Source organism: Sphingomonas psychrotolerans (genome assembly GCF_002796605.1).
Classification (GTDB): Bacteria; Pseudomonadota; Alphaproteobacteria; order Sphingomonadales; family Sphingomonadaceae; genus Sphingomonas; species Sphingomonas psychrotolerans.
The window spans coordinates 2,634,889-2,647,873 of the sequence record NZ_CP024923.1 but is presented as its reverse complement, the minus strand read 5'-3'; the positions used below and the strand labels follow the sequence as shown (position 1 = coordinate 2,647,873).

The following is a 12,985-nucleotide window of genomic DNA, read 5'->3' as shown; positions in this document are numbered from 1 at the left end:
ATCAGGTTGAGGAATGTCATGCGGAACCACATCATCAATCGGCGCGCATTGATCGCGGGAGGCGCGGCGGTCACCATCGGGGCGGTAATGCCCGGCATCGCGCAGGCGAAGGAGGCGAAGATCACCAACCCCCTGATCCTCCAGCGAGCGGACCCGCAGATCCTGCGCCATGATGGCTGGTTCTACTTCACGGCTTCCGTCCCCGAATACGACCGGATCGTGCTGCGCCGCGCGCGGACTGTGGCGGGGCTCAAGGACGCACCGGAGACGGTGATCTGGCGCCGGCCGGCCAGTGGCAAGATGGCCGGCTATATCTGGGCACCGGAGATCCATCATTTCGACGGCGCGTGGCATTTCTACTTCGCCGCGGGCAATGGCGACGACAAATTCCATATCCGCACCTATGTCCTCCAGGGCCGTGGCGCGAACCCGCTCACCACCGACTGGTCGCTGCTCGGCCAGTTCGAGACGCCGTGGGACACCTTCACTCTCGACAGCACGATTTTCGAGCATAGTGGCGTCCGCTACATCTGCTGGGCGCAGCGCGAGCCGGGGATCGAGACCAACTCCAACCTCTATCTGGCACCGCTGAAGACGCCGACGACGCTTGCTGCGCCGCCCGCGCGGCTGACGGTGCCGACGCTCGATTGGGAAGTGCAGGGGTTCAAGGTCGCGGAGGGGCCGGCGCTGCTCGTGCGGAACGGCAAGCTGTTCCTGACCTATTCGGCGAGCGCCACCGATGCGCGCTATTGCATGGGGATGCTGACTGCGGACGCCGATGCCGACATCATGAACCCGGCGTCGTGGCGTAAAGCGCCGGTGCCGGTGTTCGCGACGGCGGAGGCGAACAAGGTGTTCGGCCCGGGGCATAACAGCTTCGTCGTCGACGAGCATGGCCGCGACCTGCTGGTCTATCACGGACGCGATTATCGCGAGATCAAGGGCGATCCGCTGTTCGATCCCAACCGGCATGCGCGGGTCCAGCCGGTGCATTACCGCGCCGACGGGACGCCCGATTTCGGGGTACCGGTGAAGAACGGAGCCATTCGCTGAAATCCTCCCTCGCGAAGCGGGGGAGGGGACTACGAAGTGGTGGAGGGGGCCTCTCCGCGAGCATCGGCCGGGCGCCAAAGCCCTTGCAATGTAGGATTTCGCTTGCTTGGTTCGTCTCGACGGGACTCGTCCCGCCGCTCTTTGACAGCACGGCAACGCACCGCATCGCGAGAGAATGTTACGAGATGAATCGCGTTTCCGTGAACTGAGTCAAGCTAAGGCCGGTCAAACCCGCTTTGGGCGCGCACCGAAGCCCCTCTTTAGCGGCGCGATCGAGTCGCCCTGTCACGAGGCGGATGACTGCTCCCTAGGCGACGCCAAACGGCACCACCCGGTTCAATTCGACATGGCCGATCTCGGCGCGGCCGAGATACGGGACCTTCATGTCGCGGCACCAGCGCGTGATGATCTGCTCGATCGTCTCGCCAAAATCATTGCCGTTGTCGACCACCGAGGTGACCGCGCCGAGCCGCACCCCGGCGATGCCCTTGAGCTGGGTGGCATGCGCCATCTGAAACAGCATCCGGTCGATCCGGTAGAGCGGCTCGTCGACTTCCTCGATCATCAGCACGTGATCAGTGAGGTCGGGCAGCCACGGCGTGCCGATCATCGTGGTCAGGATCGCGAGGTTGAAGGCGGCCGCGGGACGCCCGTCGGCAAGGCTGGGTTCGAGCGCGCGGCGATCCTTGTCGATCAGCCAGCCCAGCGCCCAGCCCGCGGCTTCGCCGGTGTCGTTCTTGCCGAGGCTGCTCGCCATCGAGGCATGGACCGGACGCCCGATCCGCCGGGCGTAGAGCGCGCCGAGCAGGAAGCCCATGTCGGAAAAGCCCATATAGGTCTTGCGCCCCGCCGCGGCGTTGAGCTGGGGCATCACCGTGTCGAGGATCCGGTTCGAGCCATAACCGCCACGGGCGAACCAGATCGCGTCGAACGCCGGATCGTTGGCGAATTCGAGGAACGCCGCCGCGCGCACGGCATCGGAGCCGGCGAAATGGCCCTCCTCGAGATAGCATTGCGGGTGAAACACGATGTCGTGATCGGGGTAGATGAGCGCCATGAACGCCGCCAGCCGCAGCGAGGATTCGCTGCTGACGGTCCGTGCCGGTGCTACCACTCCGATGCGCATGCGCTTGCCCCTTGCGTTCAAACCGCCGATAGCGCGACGCCATGCAGGACGGCAAATCTTACTTCTTCGTTGGCATCGGCGGGTCGGGAATGATGCCCCTCGCGATGATCCTCGCCGGGCAGGGCGCGACCGTCGCCGGGTCGGATCGCAGCCTCGATGCCGGCCGGCTGCCCGCCAAGTTCGACGATCTGAAGCGCCGTGGCGTCGGGCTGTTCCCGCAGGACGGCAGCGGGATCGTCTCGCCCGGGCAGGTCGTGGTGGCCTCCGCCGCGATCGAGGCGAGCGTGCCCGACATGGTTCGCGCCGCCGCACTCGGCAATGCGCAGATGACTCGCGCTGAACTCAACGCGGCTTTGTTCAACGCCGCGCCGCAATCGATCGGCGTGGCCGGCACGAGCGGCAAATCCACTGTCACGGGCATGATCGGCTGGATCCTCCACGCCTGCGGGCGCGACCCGACGGTGATGAACGGCGCGGTGATGAAGAACTTTGTCTCTCCGCAAGCCCTGTTCGCGAGCGCGCTGGTCGGCGCGGGCGACGCCTATGTCAGCGAAGTCGACGAGAGCGACGGTTCGATCGCACTTTATTGGCCCAAGGTCGCCGTGCTCAACAATGTCAGCCTCGATCACATGCCAATGACGCAGTTGATCGCGCTGTTCGGGGCCTTCATCGCCAAGGCCGGCACTGCGGTGGTCAATCTCGACAATGGAGAAGGCGCGGCGCTGGCCATGACCTTGCCCGCCGACCGGCTGGTCACCTTTGCGATCGAAGGCGACGCCGATCTGGTCGCGCGCGACATCGAGCAGCGGCGCTCCGGCGTGACGTTCGATCTGCACGCGAAAGGCGCCGCGCCGGTGCGGGTCACGTTGCAGGTGCCGGGACGGCACAATGTGTCCAACGCGCTGGCAGCGCTCGCTGCGGCCCAAGCGGCGGGCGTGCCGCTGGAGAAGGCTGTCCGGGCGATCGCGGACTTCACCGGGCTCAAGCGCCGCTTCGAACTGGTCGGTGAGGTCGGTGGTGTCGTGGTGATCGACGATTTCGGGCACAACCCCGACAAGATCGCGGCCACGCTCGAGACGCTCCACGCCTTTCCCGGCCGGCTGCTGCTGCTGTTCCAGCCGCACGGATATGGCCCGCTCAAGGTGATGCGCAGCGAACTGGTGGCGATGTTCGCATCGAAGCTGACGAAGGACGATCTGCTCGTGCTGCCCGATCCGGTCTACCAGGGCGGCACGGTCACCCGCGAAGTGACCAGCGCGGACATCGTCGCGGATGTCGCCGCCACCGGCAAGCGTGCGCTTCACATCCCCGATCGCGAGGCCGCCGCCGCGCATCTGGTCGCGCAGGCGCGGTCGGGCGACCGCGTCGTCGTGATGGGCGCGCGCGACGACACGCTCAGTCTGCTGGCGCAAAGCATGGTGGACAAACTGTCGGGCTAACTTTGCTAAATGTAAATGTAGCCCGCCTTGCCGATCGTCGGTGCGATCGCAGTGAGGGGGCTACCTCGTCGAGGAGACCGACGAGTGATTGCCAGCTGCATGTGTCCGGCACCGGCGTTCTGTTGTCGGTCGCCACGGTCTACAATTCCGATCTGATCCTCATGGCGTTTCCGCTGTGGTGCGCCTCGTGGGGCCCGGCGCAATGCGGGATCGGTTTGCGCGATCATCTTGCGGCGCGCGGCGCATGAACAATCACCTCCGCGTGCTGCGCGCCGAGCGCGCATGGAGCCAGCAGCATCTGGCCTGGTGCAGGTCAACGGCTTCAGCGGTGACGATCCACCCGCCAACCTGAAGCCGGGATTGCTGGAGGGAATCGTCGCCGATCTGAACAGCCAGACCTGACCACCGATACGCGTCCTGAGCTCAAGGCGATTCGTGCCCGGTGACTCTCGTTTACGCATGGAACGACCAATATCCGCGCCAGGACCGCGCGGATGTGTTCTTCGCAGTCAATATGCTGCGCTTCCGCACGCCACTTATACCGGGATTGGCGATTTCGCGCACTTCGTCATGCTCGATCAGCCCGCGGCGTTCCGCGCGGCAGTGGCTGCCTTCCTTGGGGCTGAGCCCAAAGAAGGACCTCGGGGATCCTGCGCCAGACGCAGGATCCAGCGTGCGAAGGACAGGTTCGGTGCCGCCATTTTCATCGGATCTGAAGGCTGTTCCGCGCGCGCAGCCATCCATCCTCCGCGCCTCAACGCAGTTGCATCGAAGAAAGCGTCTCGCTAATGGATGCGCCTCCCGGCACGCCGGGGACCAGCGGCGGGGCTGTAGCTCAGATGGGAGAGCGCTGCAATCGCACTGCAGAGGTCAGGGGTTCGATTCCCCTCAGCTCCACCAGCCGCCATTGATTTTATTGCTTTTTTCGCGAGAATCGCAGTTCGGTCATAATCTCGGTCATAATATCGACGGTAGTTAGCGGCGGCTCCGTGCGGACTTGCGCGAACTGTCTACCTAAATCTGGACCCCGGACACCGGTGAGTCTCCTGTAGTAAGGTGAGTCGCTGACGAACGGCAGCTTTGCGCCCACTTCCAGTCGTTCGGTCGTGCGGTGGAAAACGCTAAAAGCGGCCAGTATCGGCCGGCGATCCACTACGCGCGGCCTCAAGCGCTTCGCGCGCGCGAGCTAGCGCAGCCTCGCGTGGATGCTCTTCTTCGAGCAGCGCGAAAGTGCCGTTCAATAGGAAAACGCAGTGTCCGTGCACCGTCGCTAGCAGCGAGCGCGCCAGCGGAGGGGCAAGGTCCTCGCGATCCGGCGGCAGCACGCGAGCGATCTCCTGCTCGACGATAATGGTCAACCTGCGGCGATCCTGGGCGTAGCGATCGGGGAAAGGCGCGCCTTCCGGCAGCCGATGGTCGTAGATCGCCATCCACAGGTTGCGATTGGCGGTGGCAAAATCGAAATAGCTGTCGACGAGTACCGCGATGCGATCCTCGCCGGCGGTTTCCAACCGCGCCGCGATGGCCGCCGCCCATTCCAGGAAGGTCCGGGTGTTGATCGCCAGCATGAGATCGTCGTGGGTGTCGAACACATTGTAGAGCGTGCCCACCGAATAGCCGACTCGCTTGGCGACTTCGCGTGCGGAGAATGCCGCGTAGCCTTTTTCGGCCAGCAGCGCGTGCCCGGCGGCAATCATCAACGCCTCCAGCTCCGTGCGCGTGTGATCCGATCGACGTCCCATTCCCGTGAAATACCATCGATATTGAACACTGTGGAATTTTTAATTGAACACCGTTCAATTTATGCTACTGCAATGCCACGAACTGCGAGGGGTCGATGATGCTGGTGGCACTTGTCCTGATTGGCCTGATCATGGCCTGTGCGAAATTGTGGCACCGGGCCGAGGCCTTGGATGCGCGCCTGAGCGCCGTGGAAATGGGCGCGTTAGCGTCCCCTGCGCTGCCGGAACCGAGCACGCGCCCGATGGTGCGAACCGCCTATCGCTCGGCGCTCGAAACACAGACCGTCTGGGAACCGGAAAGCGTCCTCAATGAGGTGCCCGAATCCGCGCTGCCGCCGGTGCCACTGGAAACCGTGGACATCTTGCCGGTCGAACCGGTGGCGGAGACTCCTGCTCCGGACTGCGATGTCGAGCCGGTCGAGCCCTATTGGCCCACGCCGGAGAGCAGGGAACCCGGCCCGCGCAGCTTTTCCTTCGAGGATGTGTTCGGCCGCTATCTCCCGATCTGGGCGGGCGGCGTGACGCTGGCGGTCGCCGGCTTCCTCATCGTCAAATATTCGATCGACGCCGGATTGTTGTCGCCCCTGGTGCGCGTGATCTGCGGCCTGCTCTTTGGCGCGGGCCTCATCGCCGTGGCCGAACTGGCGCTCCGCAAGGACGATCTGGTCCGCGATGCGCGGATCCGGCAGGCGCTGTCGGGCGCCGGTATCGCGACGCTTTATGCCGCGATCTTGGTGGCGGCCAATCTCTATCATCTGGTCGGGCCGATGACGGCGTTCATGGGCCTCGCCGTGGTGACTGCGCTGGCGGCGATCCTGTCGATGCGCTTCGGGGCGCCGAGCGCGGTGCTTGGCCTGGTCGGCGGTCTCGCTGCGCCGGCGCTGGTGGGCGCGGGATCGCCCAACGTGCCGCTGCTTGCGACCTATCTCGCGCTGACCGTGGGCGGCTTGTGCGTGCTCGGGCGATCGCAGCGCTGGTGGTGGCTGGGCGCGCTCGCCGTCACCGGCGGCTTCGGCTGGGGAGTGCTGCTCATTGGCGGTGGCCTGAATGATATCGCCGCGACGCTGTCGGTGGGGGCGCTGACACTGGCGCTCGCCATCGCTTTCCCCTTGCTGCTGACAGGCGGCCAGGCGCGGGCATTCCAATTGGTCAGCGCCCTGGCCGGCTGCGCCCAGATCGCGGCGATCGTCGCGACCGGCGGCTTTGCCGGGCTCAACTGGGGCCTGTTCGCGCTACTATCGATCGCGCTCGTCTGGCTGTCGCGCCGCGAGCCGCGGTTCGCCGACGCATCGCTTGCGGGCTTGGCCACGGGACTGTTGCTGAGCATCGCCTGGCCGAGCCCCGCCGCTTTGCCACTGGCGTTCGTGCTCGGCGGAGGCGCCCTGATCTACGGCGCGCCCGCGCTGTGGCGGTTGTGGCGGAGCGAGGGACGACTGGGTGACGCCGTCCAGCTCGCCGCGATTGCGCTGGGCACCGTCCTCGTGCCGATCGCGCAGTTTTGGGATCAGACCGGACGCGCGACCTTCGTGCCGCTCGCATTGCTCGGCGCGGCGATTGCCGGGGGCGCTGCGGCGGTCGGTTGGCGGAACACCGCCCGCATTGCTGACGCCCGCTTCGCCGCGCTCGCGCTTGCCGGGCTCGGGCTGAGTCTGCTCGCGGCCGGGCTTGCGCTGCCGGCCTGGGCGCTGGCGCCGGCCACCGCGGTCGCTGCAGTGGCGGCGTTGCTGCTCGCCAGGACATCCTCCGACGATCGCGTCGAACAAGGCAGCTATGCCTTTGCGTTCGCGGCGCTGGCGTTCCTGCTTGCCCAAGGTGGCACGGACGAAGTGCTGCGCGCGGTCGTCCCGACCGACGTCCCGCTGACGCTGTCAGCATGCATCCGCTGGCTGGTGCCCGCTTTCGCCGCGCTCGGCTTCGCGCGGTGGTCGCGCGGCAATGGCGTTCGTCAGCTGGGCCAAGCCTATGCGGTCGCGTTCGGCTATGTCGCAATCGCGCAGCTGGTTCCACATCAATGGCAGGCGCTCATCCCCGCGGTTCTGCTCGCCGCATTCGCACTGGCCGGCATACGGGCACCGGTCGCAGCGCTCGGCGCCGCGGCGTTGCTTTCGGTGGGCTGGGCATTGCAGCCGCTTGGCGTCTGGCTGGCAGCGGCCAGCGGCGCGCTCGTCGGCGAGCCTTTCGTGGTGACCGCGCTTCCTGCCGCGGTCGACATCGCGGTCCGCATCGTCGCGCCGATACCGGGGCTCGTCTTCCTGCTGTGGCGCGGCGGATTGCCGGCACGGGTGGGGGAGATCGGCATGCTCGTCACCGCTTTGCTCGGCATGGTCGCGCTGCATGCCGCGTGGAAGCACGTGTTCGTCATCGACGCCGCAGACATGTTCATCGCGCGCGGCATGGCCGAGCGGACCTTGTGGGAAATGCTGCTCACCGCCGCGGGCATGCTCGCCTGGCGCGCGGGCTCGCAGCGCATCGCCGCGGGCTTGGGACTGGCCGCCCTGCTCCACTTCGGCTGGTTCAGCGTGCTACTCCACAACCCGCTCTGGTCGCAGCAGGCTGCGGGTCCATGGCTCGTGCCGGCTTATGCGACGGCGTTCTTCGCGATCTGGTGGTCGGCGCGCATCGTCGACGACGCGCCGGCCGGACGGGCTCGCGACTGGGCACGCATAATGCTGATCCTGCTGCTGGCCGCGTCTCTCCTCAGGCAGGTCTTCCACGGCACGCTGCTTTCCACCGGCCAGACCTTCCAGAGCGAGGACATCTGCCGCTCGCTGCTCGCGATCGTGCTCGCCATCGGGTTCCTGCAATGGGGTATCCGTCGGGGGCTGCGCGACTGGCGGATCGCATCGCTGCTCCTGATGCTCACCGCCATCGGCAAGGTGTTCCTGTTCGACGCGGCGGGGCTCGACGGCCTGCTGCGCATCGCGTCGTTCGCCGCCTTGGGCTTCAGCCTGATCGGGATGGGATGGCTGTACAGCCGCTATCTGCCCGATGCGGCCGGCGAAGCTCCGTTGACCGATGAGTCATACTCCGCCGATACCGTTCTTGCCGACACCCGGGGGTAATCATGTCCGCGCCAGATTTTTCGTTGCTCGCGAAGCGTCGCTTCGGTCCGCTGTTCGTCGTCCAGTTCCTCGGCGCGTTCAACGACAACGCGCTCAAATATGCGATGCTGTTCCTCGTCAATTTCACGCTCTACGCAGCCGATCCCAATCATTCGGCGATGCTGGCGGCGATCGCGACGGGCGTGTTCTTCCTCCCCTATTTCCTGTTCTCGGCGGTGGCCGGGCAGATCGCCGACGCCTGGGACAAGGCGAAGCTGGTGCGCGCGGTCAAGGCGGCCGAAGTGGTATTCATGGGCGTGGGGCTGGCCGGGCTCTGGTTCCAGTCGGTGCCGCTGCTGCTGCTCGCCTTGTTCTTCATGGGCTGCCACTCGACGATATTCGGACCGGTCAAATATTCGATCCTGCCCCAGCACCTTGCCCCCGGCGAGATCATGGGTGGCACCGGGATGATCGAGGCGGGGACATTCCTCGCGATTCTCGGCGGCCAGCTGCTTCCTAATTTCGTGCCGCCCTGGGAAGCCGGGCTGATTGCCACTGCGCTGGCGGTGGTCGGGCTGGTCGCGAGCCTCTGGGTGCCCGCCGCGCCGCCGACGAGCCCGAGGCTGCGCGTCGATCCCAATCCCCTCCGCTCGACCTGGCAGGTGCTGCGCACCGCGCATGCCGGGCGCGACATCTGGCTGTGCATCCTCGGCATCAGCTGGTTCTTCGCGGTTGGCGCGGTGCTCCTCAACGATTTCGCGCCCTTGGTGTCGAACACCCTGGGCGCGGGCAAACCGGTCGTCACCTTGTTCCTGCTGGTCTTCTCGGTCTCGATCGCGCTGGGCTCGCTCGCCGTCAACCGGTTGCTCAAGGGACGGGTGTCGGCGCGCTTCGTGCCGGTCTCGGCGCTGGTGATGGCGGCGAGCATGATCGACCTTTGGCTGTCGACGCGCGGCTTCGTGATCACCGCGCCGGGCGCCGACATCGCTGCCTTCGTCCAAGCGCCGGGAAGCTGGCGCGTGCTGCTCGACTTGGCGGTGCTGGCCTTTTCGGGCGGCATGTTCATCGTGCCGCTCTACGCCTTGCTCCAGACCAACAGCCCGGTCGCCGAGCGTTCGCGGATCATCGCCGCCAACAATATCGTCAACGCGATCGTCGCGGTGCTGGTGATGGTGGTGGTCGCCGGGATGGCGGCCTTCGGGGTGTCGATCCCCGCGGTGATCGCGGTCATGGGCTTCTCGACTCTGATCGTCGCTTTGATCTCGTGCTGGCTGCTGCCCGAGACGGTGATCAAGCGGCTGATCCGTGCGACGCTAAAATTCCTCTACCGCGTCGAGGTTCATGGTGCCGAGAATATGCCGAAGCCCGGCGACCGCGCGGTGGTGGTGGTCAACCACGTCTCGTGGCTAGACGGGCTGCTGCTCGCGGTGTTCCTGCCGGGCAAGCCGGTATTCGCGGTGCACACCGCGGTTGCCAACAGCTTCTGGATCAAGCCCGCGCTCAAGCTGTTCCGCGCCTTCCCGGTCGATCCGACCAATCCGATGGCGACCAAGGCGATGGTCAAGGCAGTCAAAGCGGGCAACACGCTGGTGATCTTCCCGGAGGGCCGCATCACCGTCACCGGCGCGCTGATGAAGGTGTTCGACGGGCCTGGCATGGTCGCCGACAAGGCCGACGCGCCGCTCGTCCCGGTGCGCATCGACGGGGCGCAATATTCTTCCTTCTCGAAGCTGCGCGGCAAGGTGCGGCTGCGGGCGTTCCCCAAGATCACGCTGACCGTGCTGCCGCCGCGGCATGTGGAGGTCGAAGGCGCAATGACTGGGCGCCAGCGCCGCGCGATCGCCGGCCGCCGCCTGTACGACGAGATGAGCGCGATGATCTTCGCGACGTCGGATACCGATCGCACGCTGTTCCAGGCCCTGCTCGACGCCAAGGACGTCAATGGCGGCGGCACGAAGATCGTCGAGGACATCAAGCGCGAGCCGATGAGCTACAAAAGGCTGATCATCGGCAGTATGTTGCTCGGCCGTGCCTTCGATCCGCTGGCCCGTCAGGGTGGGGCGGTCGGCGTGCTGCTTCCCAATGTATCGAGCGTGGTCGCGACCTTCTTCGCACTCCAGCGCATCGGCCGCGTGCCGGCGATGCTCAACTACACCGCCGGCCTCGCCAATCTGAAGGCGGCATGCGCTACGGCGGAGGTCCGCACGATCGTCACCGCGCGCGCCTTCGTGACGCAAGGCAAGCTCGAGCCGATCGTCGAGGGTCTCGAGGCCGACGGGCGCCGGATCGTCTATCTCGAGGACATCGCGGCTGGCATCAATACTCTCGCCAAGCTGCGGGCGCTGTTTGCCGCACGCTGGGCCGGGCGGCTCCATCGCCGCCTGGGCGTCGCGCCCGACAACCCGGCGGTGATCCTGTTCACAAGCGGCAGCGAAGACCTGCCCAAAGGCGTCGTCCTGACCCATCGTAATCTGCTCTCCAATTGCCAGCAGCTCTCGGCGCGGATCGACTTCAATTCGTCGGACTTGGTGCTCAATGCATTGCCGGTTTTCCACAGCTTCGGGCTAACCGGCGGTACCTTGCTGCCGATCCTGAGCGGCATCCGCACGCTGCTCTATCCCAATCCGCTGCACTACCGGATCGTGCCCGCGCTCGCCTACGACGCCAATGCGACGATCCTGTTCGGCACCGACACCTTTCTCGCCGGCTATGCGCGGATGGCGCACAGCTATGATTTCTACTCGGTCCGCTACATCTTCGCCGGTGCCGAGCGCGTCCGCGACGAGACTCGGAAAGTGTGGGGCGAAAAGTTCGGCGTGCGCATCTTCGAAGGCTATGGCGCGACCGAGGCCTCGCCGGTGATCGCCGTCAATACGCCGATGCACTTCAAGGCCGGCAGCGTCGGGCGTCTGCTGCCGAACATCGACGCGAAGGTCGATCCGGTTCCAGGCATCGAGGAGGGCGGCAAGCTTTCGATCCGCGGGCCCAACATCATGGCCGGCTATATGAAAGCCGACGCACCCGGCGTGCTGCAACCGCCCGAGGGTGGCTGGCACGATACCGGCGACATCGTCACGATCGACGAGCAGGGCTTCGTCACGATCCACGGCCGTGCCAAACGCTTCGCCAAGATCGGTGGCGAGATGGTCTCGTTACCCGCGGTCGAGGGCTATGCCGCCAGCGTGTGGCCCGATGCAGACCACGCCGCCGTTACGCGCGCCGATCCACGCAAGGGTGAGCAGTTGGTGTTGTTTACGACGCGCAAGGACGCGAAGGCGAGCGAGCTCCAGGCTTGGGGCAAGGCCAACGGCATCGCCGAACTCGCGATACCCCGCGATATCCGGTCGGTGCCGGAACTGCCCGTGCTCGGGACGGGTAAGCTCGACTATGTCACCATGACCGCGAGTGCCAGCGAGATGCCGGCCGTCACGTCGCCTGCGCTGCAACCGAGCCTACTATGAATCCGTAATGGGAAAGCGCGCGCGCATGCACTGACTTCGGATGGACGTGGGAAGATGTCGGCGCGAACGGCCGCTTTCCCATCTCCGGCTCCAGAAAGCTGCCGCTCCGCTTTCGGCCCAATAGCTGTCATCGCAGCGCCCGGCGCACTGAACGGCTGGAACTGGGCCGGTCGTGGACCGGCAGGTTTTCGGCGCGCTGACGTTTAATGCGAACCCCCATTGCGGTGACCAGCCGCGTGAATGATATGTGGATCGCCGCCACCGCGGCTGAAGCTATTTTTTGACCACCCGCCAAGGCACGACCGCCGTGGAAGGCCTCCAGCACGTCTCCAGGCTCGCTGCAAAGTCGTTCGCCCACTCTCCCGGACTGCCCGGCTTCAGCCAGCCTTCGTAGCGCGACCTGGTCAGGTACTCGCCAATCTCGAACGCTACCGTGTCAGCGTGCAGCACGATCTCGGGTGGCTGATCGGTCTGATTTATTGCCGATGAGAACTTAAGGTCTCGACCGGTGGCGAGATGAGCCATCGCCGTTGGGCATTTGCGGACATCGGCCTCGAGCCACTCCAGTCCGGATTTGTCGAGCAACCGGATTAGCGCGTCGTCGCTTTGCGGCTTCGCTTGTGCAATGGCAGCGAATAGCCGTTGCCCGCGGGCCCGCGGCCTCGGCGGCACACCTTCGAAGGGTGCGCGGACCATCCGGGCCACCAGTCGCTCGCCGCATGTTCGTCGTGCCTCGCCTTGGTCGACTTCGGTGCAGCCCCTGCGAACTGCAATCGCGTAAACCGGAAAGCCGTAATCGTCCCCCAGGTAGCGGACGGACATCGTCGGTTCGGACCGTTCGGGGAAAAAGAGAAGCGGGTTGAATGCGAGCGCGCGAGTGCGTTCCCGGAAGTCGTAAGATGGACCATCCTGTGCGGCCGAGGGCGCCACCAAGCCAATAACAAGTGCCGCGGCGATAGAAGCACGTCCGATCATGCCCCTAGGATGACACGGCGTATCAAGACTGCCTAGCCGGTTTCCCCGGGGTCGCGAACGGCAGCTTCCTGCCTCCCCCACATCCGGTTCAGCGCTCGCGGCTCGAACTTGAACCGACCGCAGGTATTGGGGAGCGGAAGGGTGCTCA

The 12,985-nt window shown here is 65.7% G+C and carries 8 protein-coding genes and 1 tRNA gene; 6 read left to right on the top strand and 3 right to left on the bottom strand.

The annotated features are described in order from the left end of the window. Positions 1 to 18 precede the first annotated feature (18 nt). Complete coding sequence (locus CVN68_RS11935; RefSeq protein ID WP_100282400.1) at positions 19 to 1,053, top strand: glycoside hydrolase family 43 protein; 1,035 nt, start codon at positions 19 to 21, stop codon at positions 1,051 to 1,053. Positions 1,054 to 1,360: 307 nt separating this feature from the next. Here CVN68_RS11935 and CVN68_RS11930 read toward each other — a convergent pair whose 3' ends face one another. Further along, entirely contained in the window at positions 1,361 to 2,179 is an 819-nt protein-coding gene (locus tag CVN68_RS11930) for an LD-carboxypeptidase (protein ID WP_100282399.1), read from the bottom strand. Between the two features lie 41 nt (positions 2,180 to 2,220). Between CVN68_RS11930 and CVN68_RS11925 the strand changes: the two genes are divergently transcribed. The 3 genes from CVN68_RS11925 (at position 2,221) to CVN68_RS11910 (ending at position 4,518) form a co-directional block, all read left to right on the top strand. Continuing rightward, a complete protein-coding gene (locus CVN68_RS11925; RefSeq protein ID WP_100282398.1) occupies positions 2,221 to 3,618 on the top strand; it encodes a glutamate ligase domain-containing protein in 1,398 nt (465 codons plus the stop codon). Between the two features lie 101 nt (positions 3,619 to 3,719). Next, positions 3,720 to 3,866: a hypothetical protein gene (locus tag CVN68_RS23190; protein ID WP_158298856.1), complete on the top strand. Its 147-nt coding sequence runs from the start codon at positions 3,720 to 3,722 to the stop codon at positions 3,864 to 3,866. 576 nt (positions 3,867 to 4,442) lie between these two features. Next, positions 4,443 to 4,518, top strand: a tRNA-Ala gene (locus CVN68_RS11910). Positions 4,519 to 4,739: 221 nt separating this feature from the next. On the opposite strand, the gene CVN68_RS11905 is transcribed toward CVN68_RS11910, so the two are convergent. Beyond that, the gene (locus tag CVN68_RS11905; RefSeq protein ID WP_233503318.1) at positions 4,740 to 5,315 is read right to left on the bottom strand and encodes a TetR/AcrR family transcriptional regulator; all 576 of its coding nucleotides are present in this window, start codon (positions 5,313 to 5,315) and stop codon (positions 4,740 to 4,742) included. Positions 5,316 to 5,458: 143 nt separating this feature from the next. Here CVN68_RS11905 and CVN68_RS11900 point away from each other — a divergent pair, with 143 nt between their 5' ends. Continuing rightward, positions 5,459 to 8,422, top strand: coding sequence for a DUF2339 domain-containing protein (locus CVN68_RS11900; RefSeq protein WP_158298855.1), 2,964 nt, complete (start codon positions 5,459 to 5,461; stop codon positions 8,420 to 8,422). Positions 8,423 to 8,424: 2 nt separating this feature from the next. Continuing rightward, entirely contained in the window at positions 8,425 to 11,862 is a 3,438-nt protein-coding gene (locus CVN68_RS11895) for an acyl-[ACP]--phospholipid O-acyltransferase (RefSeq protein WP_233503317.1), read from the top strand. A gap of 273 nt (positions 11,863 to 12,135) precedes the next feature. On the opposite strand, the gene CVN68_RS11890 is transcribed toward CVN68_RS11895, so the two are convergent. Next, positions 12,136 to 12,837, bottom strand: coding sequence for a hypothetical protein (locus tag CVN68_RS11890; protein ID WP_100282394.1), 702 nt, complete (start codon positions 12,835 to 12,837; stop codon positions 12,136 to 12,138). Positions 12,838 to 12,985: the final 148 nt, after the last annotated feature.

What these genes read in the sequence shown, in the direction of transcription:
- CVN68_RS11930 (WP_100282399.1), bottom strand. Translation starts at nt 2,179, where the DNA reads ATGCGCATCGGAGTGGTAGCACCGGCACGGACCGTCAGCAGCGAATCC.
- CVN68_RS11900 (WP_158298855.1), top strand. Translation starts at nt 5,459, where the DNA reads ATGCTGGTGGCACTTGTCCTGATTGGCCTGATCATGGCCTGTGCGAAA.
- CVN68_RS11895 (WP_233503317.1), top strand. Translation starts at nt 8,425, where the DNA reads ATGTCCGCGCCAGATTTTTCGTTGCTCGCGAAGCGTCGCTTCGGTCCG.
- CVN68_RS11935 (WP_100282400.1), top strand. Translation starts at nt 19, where the DNA reads ATGCGGAACCACATCATCAATCGGCGCGCATTGATCGCGGGAGGCGCG.
- CVN68_RS11925 (WP_100282398.1), top strand. Translation starts at nt 2,221, where the DNA reads ATGCAGGACGGCAAATCTTACTTCTTCGTTGGCATCGGCGGGTCGGGA.
- CVN68_RS11905 (WP_233503318.1), bottom strand. Translation starts at nt 5,315, where the DNA reads ATGATTGCCGCCGGGCACGCGCTGCTGGCCGAAAAAGGCTACGCGGCA.
- CVN68_RS11890 (WP_100282394.1), bottom strand. Translation starts at nt 12,837, where the DNA reads ATGATCGGACGTGCTTCTATCGCCGCGGCACTTGTTATTGGCTTGGTG.